Below are 17,861 nucleotides of genomic sequence, written 5' to 3' on the forward strand. Positions count from 1 at the left end.
CACCCCAACCTCCCCCAGCAGTTTTGGGGGAGGTGGGCGAGTAATGCGAGCCCGGAGGGGGCGCCGGCCGGGGCAGCTCGACCCATCCGAAGCACCATCGAATTCTCCCCTCTCCGTGAGGAACGAACGGGGAGGGGCCGGGGGAGGGGCCCTCAGCCGGTCGCAGCCCGAACCCATTCGCCGAGCCACTGCCCTCAGCCCCACCCCAACCTCCCCCAGCAGTTTTGGGGGAGGTGGGCGAGTAATGCGAGCCCGGAGGGGGCGCCGGCCGGTGCAGCTCGACCCCTCCGAAGCACCATCGAATTCTCCCCTCTCCCCGCGCCGTTTGCGGCGGTAGAGGCCGGGGGACGGAACTCGCCCGCACGCTCCCAAGGCGACGGCGCGATGGGAGTGCCCGGTTTTTGCCTCTCCCCTCCGCCGCCGAATTCCAAGACGCATTCCCGGAGCAGCAAACGACCATGGCGAGCGAGCCGCCCCGCGACTCCTCATCCCCCGTGCCCGCACCCGACACCGCCGCGCCGGCCGACGTGGACGCGGTGGTGCGCGACCCCGCGCGCTTGGCCGCCGTGCGCGGCACGGGGCTGCTGGACGCGCCCGCCGAGCCGCCCTTCGACCGGCTGACGCGGCTGGCGGTGCGGCTGCTGGGCGTCCCCGCCACCTTCCTGTCGCTGGTGGACGAAGAGCGCGACTTCTACCTGTCCGCCACCGGCTTCGGCGAGCCGCTGGCATCGGCGCGCGAGCTGGCGGGGCGCACCTTCTGCCACTTCAGCATCGCCGGCGCCACCCCCGAGCACCCGCTCGTCATCGCCGACACCCGGGCCGATCCCGCGTACCGGCGGGTGCCCACCGTCGACACGCTGGGCGTGGCCGCGTACGTGGGGGTGCCGCTGGTGGTGGACGGGCACGCCATCGGCTCGTTCTGCGCCATCGACGTGGAGCCGCGCGGGTGGACGCACGACGAGGTGGAGGTGATGCGCGAGCTGGCCGCCAGCGCCCAGCGCGAAATCGAGCTGCGCCGCGCGCTGGCCCGGGCCCGGCAAACGGCGGAAGAGATGGAGCGCAGCGCGCGCGAGCGCGACGAGTTCCTCAACGCCACCACCGACGGCGTGTACACCATCGACGCCGAGGGGCTCATCCGCTTCGTCAACCGCGCGGCGGCGGAGCAGCTGGGCTACGACGTGCGCGAGATGCGGGGGCAGAACGGGCACGAGCTCTTTCATCACTCGTACCCGGACGGCACCCCGTTTCCCAAGGAGGCGTGCCCCATCTGGGTGGCCGCGGTGGCGGGGCGGGCCGTGCAGGTGCAGGACGAGGTGCTGTGGCGCCGCGACGGAAGCTCGTTTCCCGTGGCCTACGCCTCGTCGCCGGTGCGGCGCGACGGCGAGGTGATCGGCGCGGTGGTGCGCTTTACCGACGTCACCGAGCAGAAGCGAGCGGCCGAGGGGCTGCAGCTGCTGGCCGAGTCGGGCCGCGTGCTCTCGTCGTCGCTGGAGGTGGACGACACGCTGCAGGCCATCGCCCGTCTGGCCGTGCCGCAGCTGGCGGAGATGGCGATGGTGGACGTGATCGAGGACGGCGCGGTGCGCCGCATCGCCGCGTCGCACGCGGACGAGGCGACGGCGGCGCTGTTCGAGCGCGCGCGCCAGTTCCCGCCCCGCATTGGCGACGGGGGCCCGCAGGCGGAGGTGATGGGCACGGGGCGCTCGCTGCTGATGCGCGACATCGACGAGGGGTGGATCCAGGGCCTGGACCGCGGCCCGGAGCACGCCCAGCTGGTGCGCGACCTGGGGATCCGGTCGCTGATGGCGGTGCCGCTGATGGCGCGCGAGCAGGTGCTGGGCACGCTGACGCTGGTGCGCACGGCGGCGCGGCCCTGCTTCGACGAGGCGGACCTGGAGCTGGCGAAGGAGCTGGGGCTGCGCGCGGCCCTGGCGGTCGAGAACGCCCGGCTGTACGACAGCGCCCGCAGCGCCACCCGCGCCCGCGACGACATGCTGGGCGTGGTATCGCACGACCTGCGCAACCCCATCCACACCGTGTTCATGAGCGCGGCGTTCCTGCAGGACCTGCTTCCGCCGGACGGCGCAAAGGTGCAGCGGACGCAGCTGGCCATCATCCGCCGCGCCGCGGAAGGGGCCAACCGCCTCATCCAGGACCTGCTCGACATCAGCCACATCCAGAGCGGGCGGCTGTCGCTGGACCGCGAGCGGCACTCGGCGTCGTCCATTGCCCACGAGGCGCTGGAGCAGGCGGCCATGCTGGCGGCGGACCGGGGGATCACGCTGCGGCGGGGCGAGATGGACGCGGAGGCGCGGGTGCTGGCCGACCGGGACCGCGTGGTGCAGGCGCTGGGCAACCTGGTGGGCAACGCCCTCAAGTTCACCCCCGCGGGCGGCACCGTAACCGTCTCGGTGCGCCGCGGTGAAGAGGACACGGTGCTGATCGACGTGGCCGACACGGGCGTGGGGATCGCGGCGGAGCAGGTGCCGCGGCTGTTCGACCGCTACTGGCAGGCCAACCGGTCCGACCGCCGCGGCGTGGGGCTGGGCCTGTCCATCGTCAAGGGCATCGCCGAGGCGCACGGCGGCGACGTGCGCGTGCAGACGGAGGTGGGCGCCGGCACCACCTTTACGCTGGTCCTTCCCGCGGCGCCCGCCGCGCAATAGACTGACGGCGAGGCTTCCCCCGCCTCGCCCCCGCGGCCCCACATCCACCCCGCCGATCCCACCGTGCCGCTGGTCCCCTGCCCCGACTGCCACCGCCAGGTTTCCGACGCCGCGCCGGCCTGCATCCACTGCGGCCGGCCCGGTCCGCTCGCCGTTCACCCGACGCCGCGCCCGGTGGCGGACGTCCCGCGTCCGGGCGCGCGGCGGCATCCGCTGGCCGGCGCGGACCGCACGGCCGCCCCGCCTGCCGCGCGCGCCGTTCTGCGCGGGGTGGTGGTGGCGGTGGTGATCATGCTGATCGTCGTGTCCTGGTTTCGCGGCGGCGGCGCGGCGGGCACGGACAACCTGCTGCACGGGCTGATCTCCGCGGGCATCGGCATCTCTCTGCTGCTGGCGCCGGTGCCGCCGCCGTCGGGCCGAACGCCGGGTGCCCGCGGCGGCAGCTGGGGAGACTGGTTCGGCGGGGAGGAGGCGCGGCAGGAGTTCCGGTGGAACCGCGTCGCCGGCTGGGTGTGCCTGGCGGCCGGCGCCGTCTACCTGCTGCTGGCGGCGCTGTAGACCGTCACGCGCCGCGAGGATGGGGACGCGCGGCGGGGATTCCGTCGAGCATCCCCCGCACGCTGATGTCCTCGTCCACGTCCGGCCAGTGAACGCCGTGCCCGGAGCCGATCAGGCGCCAGTTCGCGCGCTGCTCGGGCGTTGCATCCGCCAACCGCCACGACCACGCCAATGGGACGCTAACCGTCCTGCCATCGGCCAGATCAGCCGTAATCGTCTCGTCCGTTACGCGGATGGACGAGATCCGCGTCCCGGAATCTGAATGGCTGTTCATCCATCATCTCCTGATTCCCGGTCCCTCCAGCTTTACGGTACACGATGCTCGGCACGACGCGCCAGACGCCCGGCCGGCACCCTCCAACTCCTCCTACGAACCTGAAAGGAAGCCGATGGAAACACGAGTGCTGGTGCGCGTGCAGGCCAAGGGCGGCAAGTTCATCGGCCCGGACGGCGGGTACTCGCTGGTCACGCTGCGCGACGCGGTCTCGGGCGAGCTGCTGGCGCAGAAGCTGGCCACGGGCGGATCGGGGCAGCTGAAGCCCGGCTTTTCGCGCGAGGCCACGCGCGACGCCATCGTGACGCGCAGCGGGGGCGCCGACTCGGTGCAGTGGCTCTCCGCGACACCGGGGCAGCCGACGGCGGGGGTGCTGGCCACGCTGGACCTGCACGCGCCCATGCTGGTGGAGTTCTCCGCGGCGGCGCTGACCAACGGTGTTCCCAACGGCCACACGGCCACGCAGCGGATGTGGCTTACCCCCGGCCTGCACCTGGACCAGGAGCCCGGCGTGGTGCTGCTGATGCCGGGGCTCAGCGTGCGGATCCTGGCGCCGGACGTGGCCAGCGCGCCCACCAGCCCGCTGAACGTGACCGCGTGGGTGGCGATGATGTGCGGCTGCAAGATCGACCCGGCGCTGCCGTGGGTGCCGGACGAGTTCCGCGTGCACGCGCGGGTGCGCGCCGTGGGCGGCGACTTCGTGAGCGAGGCGCCGCTGGAGTACCGCGCCACCAGCACCTTCGCGACGCACCTGCCGATCAAGCTGCCTCCCGGCGCCGGCAACTACGAGCTCGTCGTCAACGCCGTGCAGCCCGCGGAGGGCAACGTCGGCAGCGCCTCCACGTTCTTCTCCGTCTGCGGCTGATCCGATCACGAATCTCCAAAGAACGATTCTCACGTAGAGGGAGCAGAGGCCGCAGAGGGGAATTTTTCTCTGCGGCCTCTGCGTCTCTGCGTGAGTCCATTCTTTTGCTGGAGCTGGCACGGAGCGAATTCCACGTCCGGCGACGAATCCGTTGCGTGCCGGCGCGGCGGCGGCGATTTTCGTACGTGCGAGCCTGCCCCGCACCGCCCCTTCGGAATCCAGCCCCGCATCCGCACATGCCCGCACCCCTGCGCTGCCCCACCTGCCACGCGCCGCTCGACATTCCCCCGGAGCACGCGACCACCGCCCGCTGCTCGTACTGCGGCGCGGGCGTCCTGCTGACGGAGCGCGGCGGGCACGTGCAGGCCGCCGCCGCGCAGCAGCGCCACGCCGACGCCATCGCCGACGTGCTGGCGCAGCTGCGGGCGGGGAGCATGATCGGCGCGATCAAGGTGTACCGCGACCACTTTGGCGTGGGGCTGGCGGAGGCCAGGCACGCGGTGGAGCGCCTGCAGGCCGGGCAGTCCGGAGGCCCGGTTCCCCCCCGAACCCGGACCGCCAGCACCCGCGGCCCGCGGATGTTCGGGCTGGGGCTGGCCGTGCTCACCATCTTCACGCTGATCTACTTCGAAACGCGCGATCCGGCGGATGCGCCCGCGACGCCGCGGCCCGCGCCGACCGAGCTTCTGGCGCCCGCGGTGCCCGCGCCGCCGGTGGATGCCGGGCCGCCGCCGTTCGCGGAGCCGGTGCTGCGGTTCGGCAGCGAGGGGACGGGGGCGGGGCGCTTCGAGGACGCGCGCAGCGTGGCGGTGGACGGCGCGGGGCGCATCTACGTGGCGGAGTACTCGGGCGGCCGGGTGCAGGTGTTCGACTCCGCCGGCACCTTCGTGACGCAGTGGATGGCGGATCCCAGGATGCCGCTGGTGGACATGGCGGCGGACCGCGGGGGCACCGTCTACATCGTGCAGTCCGGGCGCATCCGCCGCTACGAGGGTGCCACCGGCCGCGCGCTGGGCGAGTTTCCCCGCCCGCAACGGTTCGGCTACGACGACGTGACGGTGGCGCTGGACGGATCGCTGTGGGCCGCCACGCAGAACGGCGTGGTGCACCTGGACCGCGACGGCGGCGTGCGGCGGACGGTGGACCTCAAGCGGGCGGTGGACGAGGACGCGTCGCCCGAGCGGGTGGCGGTGGATGGAAACGGGCACCTGTTCGTGCTGGACCGCTGGAAGGGCGAGGTCTATCACCTGGACCCCGACGGCAAGTTCATCGACCGCTTCGCGGGCGGGGACGGCGGCTCGGGGGGCGCCATGACCCCGGAGGACATCGCCATCGACGGCCGCGGGCGCGTCTACGTCAGCGACATGGGTACGGCCATCCGCGTCTTCGATCCGTCGGGGCGGGTGATCGGCACGTTCGGCGGCAGCGACGTGGTGTTCGGCCTGGCCTTCAACGACCGCGACGAGCTGCTCGCCTCCCATCGCAACAAGAACCAGGTGGTCAAGTACCGCCTGGCCGACTGATCCTGTCGGCGGAGTCGAATGAGGTCGAGATCGTTCGGCTTCCGCCGATTCCGCCGCTCGCAATTCCGGCAGGCCCGCCACACCCGCACGCATCCACCGTCTCCATGCGATTCCGCCGCAGCACCGTCATCGGAATGGCCGTCGCCGCGCTCCTGGCGCTCGGCACCCTGGGCCCCGTTGCCTTCGCGGTCCTTTCGATGCGCTCCACGCCGCAAAGCACGGGCGCGTCGGCGGGTGCGTGGATCATCATCGGCATCGTGCTGCTGCTCGTCGCAGCCGTCGCCGCGGCGGCGGGAGGCGCGATCGTCGCCCTGGGCCGGCGGATTTTGGGCCGCGGACGCGACAGCCAGCCGCGCCCGCATTCCTGAACCCGGCGCGACGGGGCGCGGAGCAGGGACGCTGGTTCGTGAATGCATGGGGTGGCGGAGCCTGGATGGATCATTCCGCCGCCGCATCAGGGGCGAATGAATTCGCGGCTGGGAAAACGCGACGTCCGCCTTCGCGGACAGGGTCGTGGCGGTTTCCATCTCACGTGCGTTCTCCGCGGGATCGCAGACAGGTTTTCCGCGATGATCGCGCCCGGCCGTCTGGCATCCGCGGCGGTCGGCACCTGGCCGGCGGCCGTATCTCTCTGTGGATCTGTTGATTCAGACGCGGCGCCTATCCGTCTTTCACGCCACCATGTCCTACAAGCTCGCCATCTTCGATTTCGACGGCACGCTGGCCGATTCGTTTGCGTGGTTCATGGACGCATCGAACGAGGCGGCGGACCGGTACGGGTTCCGGCGCATCGAGGACGCCGACCGCGAGATGCTGCGTGGGCAGGAGGCGCGGCAGATCATCCGCCACCTGGGCATGCCGCTGTGGAAGCTGCCGCTGGTCGCGCGCTTCATGCGGCGGCGCATGGCCATGGACGTGGCGAGCATCCCGCTGTACGCCGGCGTGGACGCGCTGCTGCGGCGGCTGTCCGGGCAGGGCGTGCGGCTCGCCATCGTAAGCTCCAACTCCGAGGAAAACATCCGCCGCATCCTGGGGCCGGGGCTGGCGCCGCTCATCCAGCACTACGAATGCGGCACGCCGCTGTTCGGCAAGCGGTCGCGGCTGCGGAAGGTGCTGCGCGCCGCCGGCGTGCGCCCCGCCGACGCCCTGTGCATCGGCGACGAGATCCGCGACCTGCGCGCATCGCACGCGGAAGGCATTCCGTTCGGCGCGGTGTCGTGGGGCTACACCCACCCCGACGCGCTGCTGGCCCACGGCCCGCGCGAGGTGTTTTCGCGGGTAGACGAAATTCTGCAGGACGCTGCGTAGTGCTCAGCACCCGCGCGCATCCCCTCATCAGCGGAGTTACTCTCCGTTGACTACGTGTGCTGCGAATCCGTCCTCCTTTAGGTTTAATACCATCCCTCAAACAACCGTTTCGTTGCACAATGGAGCATCGCTCTATAACTGTTCTGGTCTTCTCGGCCCTCAAGGAGAAGCCGTTAACAACGTGTGCGGATAAAAGAAGAGCGTTCTAACAAGGAACAAACTCTGTACTTCGTGGCACTTCGCGGCTCGATTCTCAAGTCACCACATTTCAGGAGTGTCTCTCCCTCTACATCGCTACACACCGGTCCGTCGGCTTCATTAATCCGCTCAAGACACAGCTGGGAGGTAAAGGTGAGTTCCTCCAATCCCCCGTCAAAGTCATCCATCGAAGATCTACGTGAATACATTGAGGCATTTCGTGCGTCGTCCAACCGTTCACGCTATGCGTTGTATGTAGTCACCGTTACTAGCGTGCTGATCTGGATTGCCACCCTCAACGCCCATGGCCTAGGCTGGCCGCTCCGGCGTATCAAAGTGTGGTACGGAACCGATCTCGCCGACCAGCCGTTCTTCGGTGGTGATACTGTCGTAATTAAGATTGCACGGGAAGAATACCTCAGGCAGTTCGTAGGCCGCGCTGTGATGCCATCCTCGCCCATTCCGGGTGTTTCGATGGACGTAAACGATCTAGGGCTGGTCGGCGGAATCGCGCTCGTCTTGCTCACACTGGTTATGCTGTTTTGTCTTCTGCGAGAACATGAAAACCTGCAACTGGCGCTATACAAAGTTCGGCAACTCTGCATGGAAGACGGAGAAGGGTACGCCCGCGGCGACAGCAGGGCCAACCTGCTCTACCATGCGCTCGCGATGGGTCAGGTCCTAGCCTCCCCACCCACGTTGGCACGGTGGCGAAGGCGCGGGATCCTCCGCCACTTTGGGCTCATCTATTTTACGCCGGTAGGGGTGCAGCTATGGGTTTTCGCCAATAACTGGCACACGCGAAACGTTGGCGCTCAGTATGGCGTTGACGTGAACAGCAGCCTCTGGTTACAAGCCGTCCTCTTGATCGTAATCTCCCTACTCAGCTTATCCGCGCTGCTCACGTCCCGTGCAATGGCTAAACGGTGGAAACGGGCATTCTATCGCGTAAATCCGGCACGGCGGGTGGCTCCACAACCAACCTTGCTTCAGTGGATGAAAATTCCGGACGTGCTGCGGCGGATGAGATCCCCGCACAACCAACAACCGTGGCGCGAGAAGCTCCGTTCCCGTCTTGTGACGTCATTGATCGATGCACTTACCATCACAGATGCGCGTGGCAAAGGCACCATTTCCATTCAGCACCGGGTGCAAATTCCGACTAATCGGATACAAAAAGCGGATGCGCAGCGGATGCTGGACGCCCTTTTTAAAGCCGGAGAAACGGACGCGCAGAAGTGGTGCGCAGATCACGGCAGCGTGTTCGATGCGCTTGTCAGCTTTGAGCCGCGGAAGAGCCAATACGTGCCTCTGAGGAATGCGGCCGCCAAAGCCGACTGGCTGGTCAGCGGAGACTGGACATTCTACTACGTGCCGAGCCAAGACGGAGCGCATGTGCCGTCGGGAAACAAAGGGCCCGTTTCCACCACTACTGTCATGAAGCGACAATCAAATCTTGAACCGCCTCCTGATGCCGGAAACTAAACGTTCCTGTTGCACAATCACGCATCGCTCTATAACTGTTCCTATCCTGGTCTTCTCGGCAGTGCGTCCCGGAACCCGCGGAGGAACGGCATGCGCATCGGAGTCATCGACCTGCTGGGCAAGGAACCGCCAAAGAACGGATATTCGCGGTTCATGCGGATGAACAACGCCAGCATCATGCCCCAAGTGGTGGCCGTGTGGTGCGAGCAGGAGGGCCACGAGGTGCACATGGCCTACTACTCCGGCGCGGAGCTGATCGCGGGCTCGCTGCCGGACGACCTGGACATGCTGTTCATCACCGCGTTCTCGCAGGCGGCGCTGGTGGCGTACGCCATGAGCAACTACTACCGCCATCGCGGCGTGATCACCGTGCTGGGCGGGCCGCACGCGCGGTCGTATCCGGAAGACGCGCAGCAGTACTTCGACTACGTGGTGGGGATGTGCGACCAGGACCTGCTGCGCGACATCCTGAACGACGCGGAGCAGCACCGTCCCCTGGGCCAGTACGTCAGCGCCAGCAAGCAGCCGCACGTGCTTCCCGGGCTGCGCGAGCGGTGGAAGTTCCTGCGGCCGGCGATGGAAAAGGCGAAGCTGCTGCGCCTGGTGCCGGTGATCGGCAGCCTGGGGTGCCCGTACAAGTGCAGCTTCTGCATCGACGCGGTGACGCCGTACGTGGCGCTGGACTACGACGTCATGAAGGACGACATGCGGTTCTTCCTGGAAACCAGGCTGCCGCGCTCGTGCCTGGTGTGGCACGACCCCAACTTCGCCATCCGCTTCGACGACTACCTGGACGCCATTGAAGAGGCGGTGCCGCGCGGCAGCATTACCTTCTTTGCCGAGATGTCGCTGGCGCTGCTCAAGGAAGACAATCTCAAGCGCCTGCAGCGCAACAACTTCAAGGCCATCGCGCCCGGAATCGAGTCGTGGTTCGACATCGGCGACAAGTCGCGGATGCGCAACGTAAAGGGGATGGAAAAGGTGAACCGGATGGCGGAGCACGCCAACCTGGTGAACTCGTACATCCCATACACGCAGTGCAACCTCATCTTCGGGCTCGATTCCGACGACGGGCCCGAGCCGTTCGAGCTGACGAAGCGCTTCATCGACAAGGCGCCGGGCGTGTACCCGCACCTGGCGCTGCTCTCGGCCTTTGGCCGCAACGCCGAGCTCAACCTGCAGTACCAGCGCGACGGCCGCGTGCTGCCGGTGCCGTTCCACTTCCTGGACCTGGTGCAGGCGATGAACGTAAAGCCGGCGAACTACGGGTGGGTCGAGTTCTATACGCTGGTATGCGAGACGTTCGACTACTGCTTCTCGCCGCGCGCGCTCACGCGGCGGCTCCTCGCGAACCCCAAGCCGCTGCTGGGAATCGAGCAGTTCTTCCGCGGCGTGTCGTCCGAGCGCAACAACCGGCTCAAGCACCACCGCAAGATGCTGCACTGGCTCAAGGAGGATGCGGAGGTGCGCGACTTCTTCGAGGGGGTGACGCCGGAGATCCCCACGGTGATGACGAACACCATCAAGCAGCACCTGGGCCCGCTGTGGGAGTGGCTCCCGGAGAACGCGCTGCACTACGATCCCAACGCGTACCTGCACTCCGGCTCCACGCACCCGCTGCCCGTGGCGCTGGTGTAGGAGTGTGATGGTGTGGATTGTGTGATGGTGATACAGATTGGCCGCCGCGGATATTTCGCGGCGGCCGTTCCAGTTCCCCGTTCGCGCTCCCAATCACCCTCCCTCGTACCCCTCGATAACGACCTCGAAATCCCCGGCGCTGATAATCGTGCGCGGCGCGCCAGGGCGGATACGCCGATGAGGACTATCCCGCCGAAGGGCTTCCCATAGCGTGTCTACTGAGATATCCGAAGCAAAATCCTCAACGGTCAATCGAAGTATCTGATACCAAGTCCCGCGAGCAACTGCATCCTCGGCTGGAGCCTGCCCCGAGAAGTGAACGAAATTCCGTCCGACAACGAACAAACGAGGCCTTTGCAGGCGCTTGCGATCTGACCGACGTAGACCCGCCACATTGGCGAGGGCATCAAGACCGTAGTGACTGATCCACCACTGCACTCTTTGAATCCATTCTGCAGCTTCTTCAGCCAGATTCTTGGCACCGCTGGATCGCTCTCGCATCCCCGCGCCAAATGTAAACCACCACTTCAACTGAAAAATCCCTACTGCACCGGTTTCACGATCTAGGATGAAAGCATCGATGTCAGTCAGTTCGCGTTTTTCGTGGTACAGCTTGATTTCACGCGAGACGCAAAGGAAGCGATCACCCGGAAACAAGTCGTAAAGCTCGCCGCGAAACACGGCTTCGTTCTGGTTAGCCGCAGAGCGCCAATCCTCTGGATACGCCGCGCGCAAGCGTGCGAGCAGAAACTGAAATGGAGCGTTCAGGCATCCGTGGAGAGAAACCGCGATATGATCGGCACCTATAGATACAAGGGGCGGAACAGCTACTGAAGGTATTGCCGAATACCTCGTGGTTGCGAATGCTTCATCCATCGTGAACATCTCGGTGATCCGCGAAGCTCTAACATCATCTATATTCAGGGCTTCAGAGAACAGATCAACAACGTGCTTCCGGTTAATCGTGGGCGTGACAATCTCGCGGGCTTGTACCGAATCGATCGGGGTCGACAGAAGTTCGAGGTAAACGTCAACGCGATTGCATTCGTAGAGAGCCCATCGGACAAGAGCCACAACCGCACGTTTGTAGTTCAGGAACTCTACGCCGCCAAGCAAAACGTGATCCGGAAAGTAGTCGTACCCGACCATCCGTTCTGCTTGGAGCACCGCTAATGATTCGAAGTACTCATCCACTTCAGCATCGTCTTCATTTTCATCGTCCTCTTCATCGATGCTCATCCGTGCCTGTATCGCAAGTGCAATGCGCTTACGGATTTCTTCCTCTCGCCCTGAAATTTGCATTTCTTCGGAATGCTGCGAAGCTGCAATGTGATTGCGCCACCAGTTCATGTCCGCCCGCTCGAGCGCTTCTACCCCTGCATCCGAATGCAGGATGTTCATCGTGTACTGGTTCGGGGCAGTTTTCCGAAGAGCGGCTAAGCCAGTCGCGGCGTAGTCAGCCAATAGCGATATGACCGTCAGTGTTCCGCATCTTACAAGCGTTGAACCGGCCCACTCTGCACGTTGCTCAGACGAAGGGCCCGCAGACGGATCTCCGTCTGCGGTGTTTGACATGAAGAGAGCCAGCAAGCGGACCATACCGAACCGCACACGTTCCAACCAAAGCTCCGGCCACTCCCCATTTGCCATCATGTGAAGCTGAGCTTGATCTAACGTGCGCAATATCTCCAAGACTGCTGCACGATACCACTCAAGCGGGACACCACGCTGCAGATCCTCTATGGACCGCGTTACACGACCGCGCAGTTCCATAAGATCTGAGATGTCGCCATTCGATAGAGTACTCATTTAGGATCGCCACAAGGCATGCAGGAGGTCAAACGTCGGCGCTGCGTCGGCTCTGAAGAGCCGACGCAGCGCAGTCAGACGGATTCCCAGCTGGTCTCGCCCTACCAGACCGGCTGCACCACGTACAGCACCTCCGCGCGGTTGTCGCGGTCGCCGTCGTGGAACTCGGCGACCTCGTACTCGCCGGAGCGGACGCGCAGGAGGCGCGGGCCTTCCGGCTGCGCGACCCAGTAGCCCGTCAGCGGCTGGTCGTAGCCCAGCGAGACCGCCTGCAGCGCCAGCCGCCCCAGGACGATGTCGCCCAGCACGCCGATGAGGCCGCCGCGGTCCAGGCGGGTGCGGGTGTCGGGGTTGCGGAAGATGATGTCGCCGATGCCGCCGCGGCTCCAGACCGTCCCCTGCCGGCTCCCCAGCCCGAAGCCCTTGTCGATGCACCACTGGCGCCCCTGCACGGGGTGCCCCTCGCCGCTGCGGCAGAAGGCGGGCGCGTTGGCGCGCGGCGCCTGGTCGCCCAGCCGGCGGAGCTGCCAACCGCCCAGCTCGCCCGCGCGGCGGTCGTCCATGTCGAACAGCAGGGCGCCGGCGCGGTTGAGAATGCGCACACGGTCGTTGTCGCTGCGCACGTCGAACGCGTCGGCCGCCAGCCCGCGCGCGTGCCCCCGCGCAATGGCGCCCACCGCCACGCGCTCGGCGGCGCGGCTGCTGGTGGCCAGACGACGCTGCGCCGCCGGCAACGCCGCGATGCGCGACTGCAGGTCGCTGCCGCTCAGCCGGTGCGGCCCGCGCGCGCTGGACGCGCGATTCGACCCCGCGTTCTCGTTGCGGCGCTCACCGGCGCTGGAGGAGGCGTTCGAGGAACCCTCGCCCCGGCGCGCATCCGCGTTCCCCGCGTTGCCCCGGTTCTCACTTCGCGCCGCGCCGCCGGACGAGTTGCCCTTCGCCCGCTCATTTGCGCTTCCGGAGCCGTTGCCGCTGCCAGACGAACGCCCGCTGTTGGACGACGCGCTTCCACCGTTGCCGGACGAGCGGCCGGCGGAGGCGTTCCCGGAGCGCTCGCGGCGCTCGCCGGATCCGCGCGCCGCCTGTCCGCGCCCTTCCCCGCTCTGCCGTGCGGGACGCGCCTCACCGCCGCCGGAGCGGCCGCGGCTCTCGCGGGCCTCCTGCCCGCCGCCGCCCTGCCCGCGCCCGCCGCGCTCTTCCTGTCCGCCGCCGCCCTGCCCACCACCCTGCCCCTTGCCCTGCTGCAGCGCGGCCATCCAGGCCGCCTCTTCCGGCGCAATCGCGAGTGCATCACGTGCCGCGGGCGCCGCCACCGCCGGCTGCGCGGCCGCGGTGGCGAGTGCGGCCGCGATCATCAACGCCAATCTGCTCATCGAAATCATCTCCGTGGCCCGTGTATTCAGCCGTCACCGGGTCCAGAAGCAAGACTCTGCCCAACCGGCTCCGTGACATACAGGACGATCCAGATCAGATCCCGTCATATCCACATCATCTACATGCGTTTACGGGGCGGCCCCCAATCCCTGGGAGCCGCCCCGCCGGTCCTGCCCCGTCCTGCTCCGTCCCGTCCGCGGCCCCGGCGCGGGCTGCCGCGTCCGCCCTCCAGCAGGCGGACGCTAGATTCCTCGGCCCCGCGACCGTCAGCGCGAACGGACGGTTCCGTGCGGCAGGGCCTCGGAATGACAGGCCCGGGTGCGCCTGGCTGGTGAGGCCTCCGCCCCCTTCACCCCTTCACCCGTTCACCCGTTCACCCGTTCACCCGTTCACCCGTTCACCCGTTCACCCGTTCACCCGTTCACCCTCACCGCCCCGCCAGCACCGCCCCCGGCGCATAGCTCACCCGCCGGCTCTCGCGAATCGCCCCGCCGTCCAGACGGCCTTCCACGATCTCGTAGCCCAGCAGCGCGAAGATGCGGCCGCGCAGAAAGAGCGGGCGCGCGTTGCCGTACCAGTCCACGCAGCTCACCCGGCACCCGTCGTCGGCCGAGCCGTCGGCGACGGCGGCCAGCTCGCCCAGCTCCTCGAAGCGCGAGGGCTGATTGCGCAGGAACAGGATGGACGCGGAGCCCTCGCGCAGGTGCGCGTACCCGGGCACGCCGCCCCCGCGGATGGGCAGCCCCAGGATGCCCGAGTCGCGTCCGTCGGGCTTGTAGAAGAAGCCGTGGCTGCGCAGCTCGCCCTGCGAGGCGCCCGCGCTCACGTACCGCTGCCCCAGCCGCGGCTGGTCTCCCAATCGCACGGCGCTGAAGTGCAGGTTCTGCCCGTCGGTGCCCACCACCACCGCGTCCGTCCCCATCTGCTCGATGCGGTCCACCCCATGCGGCAGCACCAGCGCGCTGGGGCCGCCCTCCACCCACGGCACGGCGTACAGCGTGGCCGCCGCCCGCTGTTCCGGCGGCCCCCACCCGCTCCCCGTGCCGTAGAGCAGGTAGCCGCCCACGAAGCGGTTCTGAAAGGTGTGCCCGGCGGGCGTGGGAAGCACCCGGTAGCTTTCCGCCGGCGCCGCCGCGGCCCCGTCGCCAAAGCTCGCGAGGGAGACGCGCAGCAGCGACGTGGCGCCTCCCGCCACCTCGCCATGCCACATCCCGTCGCCGTCGGCGCCCTCGCGCACCAGGACGTTCAGGTGTCCGTCGGCGCTCTCCAGGAACGAGAACTGGTCCACCGGGCTGCCGCGCACCGCAAGCGCGCTGGGCCCGCCGCCGTCCAGCGGAATGCGGTAGACGGTGGACGGGCGGTCCGTGCGCTCCTTGCCGCCCCGCCAGTCGCTCACCCACACGTACACCGCGCCGGGCGATACGTAGAACACGCGTCCCGGAGGCCCCAGCACCGCCGTCCCCTCGCACGCCATCTCCGCCTGCTCCAGGTCGCACACCGTCACCGTGTGCAGCGCGATCTGGTCGTCGGCGTGCAGCGGGCGCGCGGGGTGGTAGACGCGCGTGGCCGACAGGGTGCGGCGGAACTCGTCCTGCCCCGCGCCCCGGTGCCAGCGGCGCACCGCGGGAAACTCGCCGAACGGGTCTTCCGCGTTCAGTCCGATGTACGAGGGCGTGTAGAACACCAGCTTGCCGTCCACCAGCCGGCTGGCGTAGTTGCGCGACGAGTAGTAGTCGTTGCCGCGCAGGTGATAGGTGGAGCGGTGCTGAAGATTTCCCGCGCCGTCGATGCGGAACAGCCCCACCTCGGTGCCGCCGCGCGCGTAGCTGTAGCCGATGACGGCCACCGCGTCGCCCGACACCAGCAGCTCGTCGTACCAGGCGCCGGCGGGGTCCACGTCGGGGCCAAAGGCGTCCACGGCCGAGATCGGCCGCAGCGCCCCGTCGCCGATGGCCACGGTGAACAGCCGCCCCCGGCGCAGCATCACCAGGTAGTCGCCGTGCACCTTTACGATGCCGCCCTCGTCCACCCCCGCGTGCTGCACGTTGGTGACGGACTCGTCCGCTCGCGACGACACGTCCGCGGCGGCGGATGGCTCGGGCTCGGCCGGCGCGGGCAGCTCCTCCATCGTAACCGCCTCCGCCACGCCTCCGTTCATGCCGGTGCCGGAGAATTCCTCCCCTCGGGCCGCCTGCTCCTTCGCCAGGCGCACCAGGTAGCCGCGAAGCGCGTCTTCGGACGCGAACGCGGGAAGGGTGCGCGTCTCCGGCGCGGAGGCCAGCGCCGTGCGTCCGGGGGATTCGGCGCATCCCGCCGCGGCGGATGCGATACCGGCAAAGGCCGCGAGGGCCGTGATCTTCTTCATCATCCTGCTCCCGTCTGCGGGTGCTGCGTCCTGCGTGAGGTCGTGGATGGAACGCGCGCCCGCCCGCCCCTCTGACGCGGCGGCGGTTGGCGAAAACAGTTGCAGGGCGGCGGATGTCCGGTGCAGATTGCCGATGGAAGGCAGATGGGCCCTGCGGCTGCGCCGGATCACCCTCCCCGCGAAGCGTTCCCCATGCCCGACCGACCCGAGGGTCCCCGCCGGTCCCGCCGCGCCCCGCGATGCGGACGGATGGCCGCGGCGCTGCTGGCCCTGGTCCTGCCCGCCGCGCTGCCGGCGCAGGCCATCGGCGTGGGGGTGGGGTTCGGGCTGGGGACGCGCACCGGCTTCTCCATCTCGGCGGGCGCGCAGGTGACGGACCAGGTGCAGCTGGTGTGCAAGGCGGGCGGGCTCCCCATCTTTCCCTCCAGCGTCAGCTGCGGCACGCACCTGTACCTGCTGGACCACGCGGACCGCTTCGTGGTGGCCGAGGTGGGGATGCTGATCCCCGCGTCGCACCACCGTTATCCGGCGGGCTGGCGCGAAGAGGTGCGCTGGGTTTTCGTGCAGGGCGGCGTGGGCATCAAGGACCACGAGATTCCGGACGATGACGACGACGGCCGCCCCGAGTATCCGCGCTGGGTCAACGCGGCGTACGCGGGCGGGCTTGCGCTGGTGGTCGCGCGCATCGGGCAGGAGCGGGCGATGACGGAGGAGGGGATGGAGTACGGCCGGCGCCGCGTCTCGCCCACGCTGTGGCCCCTGTTCTTTGCCGACGCGCAGCTGGAGATCTACCTTCCCGGCCGCGCCTGCGGCGGATGCGACGGAGCCGAATCCATGCGCTGATCTATTCCTGCGGCATTGACCCTCGGCAGATCTGCCCACATCTTTGAGCAGACCTGCACAGGAGAGGATCATGGAATGGATCGAGACCGCACGCGCACTCGGCGGCACCGCGGTGCTGGGGGATGATGTTACGTCCGGCCCCGCGTTCATCCACCAGATCGAGGAAGGGCTGCCCACTCGCGTTCTGGCGCAGCTCAAGCGATACAGCCATCTCTCCGACGCGGATCTGACCGCCGTCATTCCACGCCGGACCTTCTCCAGCTTCCGCACTTCACAGCGGCTTACCCCCGAGCAGTCGGACCGCGTAGCACGTACCGCCGGGATCGCCGCGCTTGCCCAGCGAGTGTTCGGGGATCCTGAAATCGCGCGGGAGTGGCTGCTCGCCCCCAATCCCGCGCTCGAGCACCAGGCACCGTTGCGAATGCTGCGGACGGGGAGCGGGGCCCGGCTGGTAGAGGCTGTGCTCATCCGGATCGAACACGGTGTGTACGAGTGAGGGTATCGTGGAGGCTGGCCAGCGGGCGCTTTCCTCCGTTGGCGGGTGAGGGCGCCCGGCTCGTCGGTGGACGCTGGAACTCGCCGGGAAGGCCCCTGGTCTACACGTCCGGATCGCTGGCGCTCTGCCTGGCGGAGTGTCTGGTGCACGTGCCAGGACGCCTTCCGACCGACTACGTGGCATTCGAGATCGGAGTGCCATCCGACTCGGTCGAAGTCATCGACGCCCACTCGCTCGCTTCAGACTGGCGGCACGACTTGGCGGCCACGCGCATGATCGGGGACGCGTGGCTGTCGGATCTCAGAACCCTGGCGCTGGAGGTGCCGAGCGCGGTTCTGCCTCACAGCAGCAATCTGCTGCTCAATCCGCTGCATCCGCGAGCGGGCGAGCTCCGGGTGATCTCGCAGCAGCCATTTGAGTTCGACCCCCGGCTGCGGCCCCCGCCATGACCCACGTGCG

General features: G+C 68.0%; 15 protein-coding genes. 11 read left to right on the forward strand and 4 right to left on the reverse strand.

Going from position 1 to position 17,861, the window contains the following annotated elements:
* Positions 1-458 precede the first annotated feature (458 nt).
* On the forward strand, positions 459-2,666 hold the full coding sequence (locus VGC13_RS30755) for a GAF domain-containing protein (protein WP_331129176.1): 2,208 nt from the start codon (positions 459-461) through the stop codon (positions 2,664-2,666).
* A gap of 63 nt (positions 2,667-2,729) precedes the next feature.
* Positions 2,730-3,224 (forward strand): hypothetical protein, encoded by a 495-nt coding sequence (locus VGC13_RS30760; protein ID WP_331129177.1) that lies wholly within the window; start codon positions 2,730-2,732, stop codon positions 3,222-3,224.
* A 4-nt stretch (positions 3,225-3,228) separates the two neighbouring features.
* On the opposite strand, the gene VGC13_RS30765 is transcribed toward VGC13_RS30760, so the two are convergent.
* Entirely contained in the window at positions 3,229-3,498 is a 270-nt protein-coding gene (locus VGC13_RS30765; protein WP_331129178.1) for a DUF2442 domain-containing protein, read from the reverse strand.
* 115 nt (positions 3,499-3,613) lie between these two features.
* Between VGC13_RS30765 and VGC13_RS30770 the strand changes: the two genes are divergently transcribed.
* From VGC13_RS30770 to VGC13_RS30795, 6 genes are all read left to right on the forward strand, one after another.
* Positions 3,614-4,363 (forward strand): hypothetical protein, encoded by a 750-nt coding sequence (locus tag VGC13_RS30770; RefSeq protein WP_331129179.1) that lies wholly within the window; start codon positions 3,614-3,616, stop codon positions 4,361-4,363.
* A 236-nt stretch (positions 4,364-4,599) separates the two neighbouring features.
* Positions 4,600-5,886, forward strand: coding sequence for a hypothetical protein (locus tag VGC13_RS30775; RefSeq protein WP_331129180.1), 1,287 nt, complete (start codon positions 4,600-4,602; stop codon positions 5,884-5,886).
* Positions 5,887-5,990: 104 nt separating this feature from the next.
* Positions 5,991-6,254: a hypothetical protein gene (locus VGC13_RS30780; RefSeq protein WP_331129181.1), complete on the forward strand. Its 264-nt coding sequence runs from the start codon at positions 5,991-5,993 to the stop codon at positions 6,252-6,254.
* Positions 6,255-6,567: 313 nt separating this feature from the next.
* Positions 6,568-7,194 carry an HAD hydrolase-like protein gene (locus VGC13_RS30785; RefSeq protein ID WP_331129182.1) on the forward strand — a complete coding sequence of 209 codons (627 nt, stop codon included), beginning with the start codon at positions 6,568-6,570 and terminating at the stop codon, positions 7,192-7,194.
* Positions 7,195-7,545: 351 nt separating this feature from the next.
* Complete coding sequence (locus tag VGC13_RS30790; RefSeq protein ID WP_331129183.1) at positions 7,546-8,877, forward strand: hypothetical protein; 1,332 nt, start codon at positions 7,546-7,548, stop codon at positions 8,875-8,877.
* Positions 8,878-8,967: 90 nt separating this feature from the next.
* Positions 8,968-10,515: a hypothetical protein gene (locus tag VGC13_RS30795; protein WP_331129184.1), complete on the forward strand. Its 1,548-nt coding sequence runs from the start codon at positions 8,968-8,970 to the stop codon at positions 10,513-10,515.
* Between the two features lie 93 nt (positions 10,516-10,608).
* Here the strand turns inward: VGC13_RS30795 and VGC13_RS30800 are convergent, their stop codons facing one another.
* The 3 genes from VGC13_RS30800 to VGC13_RS30810 all read right to left on the reverse strand — a co-directional run bounded on the left by VGC13_RS30800 (position 10,609) and on the right by VGC13_RS30810 (position 16,063).
* Positions 10,609-11,916, reverse strand: coding sequence for a hypothetical protein (locus tag VGC13_RS30800; RefSeq protein WP_331129185.1), 1,308 nt, complete (start codon positions 11,914-11,916; stop codon positions 10,609-10,611).
* Between the two features lie 509 nt (positions 11,917-12,425).
* Positions 12,426-13,697 carry a hypothetical protein gene (locus tag VGC13_RS30805; RefSeq protein ID WP_331129186.1) on the reverse strand — a complete coding sequence of 424 codons (1,272 nt, stop codon included), beginning with the start codon at positions 13,695-13,697 and terminating at the stop codon, positions 12,426-12,428.
* Positions 13,698-14,125: 428 nt separating this feature from the next.
* On the reverse strand, positions 14,126-16,063 hold the full coding sequence (locus VGC13_RS30810) for a beta-propeller domain-containing protein (protein ID WP_331129187.1): 1,938 nt from the start codon (positions 16,061-16,063) through the stop codon (positions 14,126-14,128).
* Positions 16,064-16,312: 249 nt separating this feature from the next.
* On the opposite strand from VGC13_RS30810, the gene VGC13_RS30815 reads away from it, so the two are divergent.
* The 3 genes from VGC13_RS30815 (at position 16,313) to VGC13_RS30825 (ending at position 17,851) form a co-directional block, all read left to right on the forward strand.
* Complete coding sequence (locus VGC13_RS30815) at positions 16,313-16,906, forward strand: hypothetical protein (RefSeq protein WP_331129188.1); 594 nt, start codon at positions 16,313-16,315, stop codon at positions 16,904-16,906.
* A gap of 70 nt (positions 16,907-16,976) precedes the next feature.
* The gene (gene parS / locus VGC13_RS30820) at positions 16,977-17,402 is read left to right on the forward strand and encodes a type II toxin-antitoxin system Xre/ParS family antitoxin (RefSeq protein WP_331129189.1); all 426 of its coding nucleotides are present in this window, start codon (positions 16,977-16,979) and stop codon (positions 17,400-17,402) included.
* Positions 17,399-17,851: an RES family NAD+ phosphorylase gene (locus tag VGC13_RS30825; protein ID WP_331129190.1), complete on the forward strand. Its 453-nt coding sequence runs from the start codon at positions 17,399-17,401 to the stop codon at positions 17,849-17,851. Before parS ends, VGC13_RS30825 begins: the two co-directional genes overlap by 4 nt.
* Positions 17,852-17,861: the final 10 nt, after the last annotated feature.

The organism is Longimicrobium sp. (assembly GCF_036399255.1).
GTDB lineage: Bacteria > Gemmatimonadota > Gemmatimonadetes > Longimicrobiales > Longimicrobiaceae > Longimicrobium.

Coding starts and splice junctions, on each gene's coding strand:
- VGC13_RS30805 (WP_331129186.1), bottom strand. CDS start 13,697: ATGAGCAGATTGGCGTTGATGATCGCGGCCGCACTCGCCACCGCGGCC.
- VGC13_RS30780 (WP_331129181.1), top strand. CDS start 5,991: ATGCGATTCCGCCGCAGCACCGTCATCGGAATGGCCGTCGCCGCGCTC.
- VGC13_RS30785 (WP_331129182.1), top strand. CDS start 6,568: ATGTCCTACAAGCTCGCCATCTTCGATTTCGACGGCACGCTGGCCGAT.
- VGC13_RS30800 (WP_331129185.1), bottom strand. CDS start 11,916: ATGAACATCCTGCATTCGGATGCAGGGGTAGAAGCGCTCGAGCGGGCG.
- VGC13_RS30775 (WP_331129180.1), top strand. CDS start 4,600: ATGCCCGCACCCCTGCGCTGCCCCACCTGCCACGCGCCGCTCGACATT.
- VGC13_RS30810 (WP_331129187.1), bottom strand. CDS start 16,063: ATGAAGAAGATCACGGCCCTCGCGGCCTTTGCCGGTATCGCATCCGCC.
- parS (WP_331129189.1), top strand. CDS start 16,977: ATGGAATGGATCGAGACCGCACGCGCACTCGGCGGCACCGCGGTGCTG.
- VGC13_RS30815 (WP_331129188.1), top strand. CDS start 16,313: ATGGCCGCGGCGCTGCTGGCCCTGGTCCTGCCCGCCGCGCTGCCGGCG.
- VGC13_RS30770 (WP_331129179.1), top strand. CDS start 3,614: ATGGAAACACGAGTGCTGGTGCGCGTGCAGGCCAAGGGCGGCAAGTTC.
- VGC13_RS30795 (WP_331129184.1), top strand. CDS start 8,968: ATGCGCATCGGAGTCATCGACCTGCTGGGCAAGGAACCGCCAAAGAAC.
- VGC13_RS30765 (WP_331129178.1), bottom strand. CDS start 3,498: ATGAACAGCCATTCAGATTCCGGGACGCGGATCTCGTCCATCCGCGTA.
- VGC13_RS30755 (WP_331129176.1), top strand. CDS start 459: ATGGCGAGCGAGCCGCCCCGCGACTCCTCATCCCCCGTGCCCGCACCC.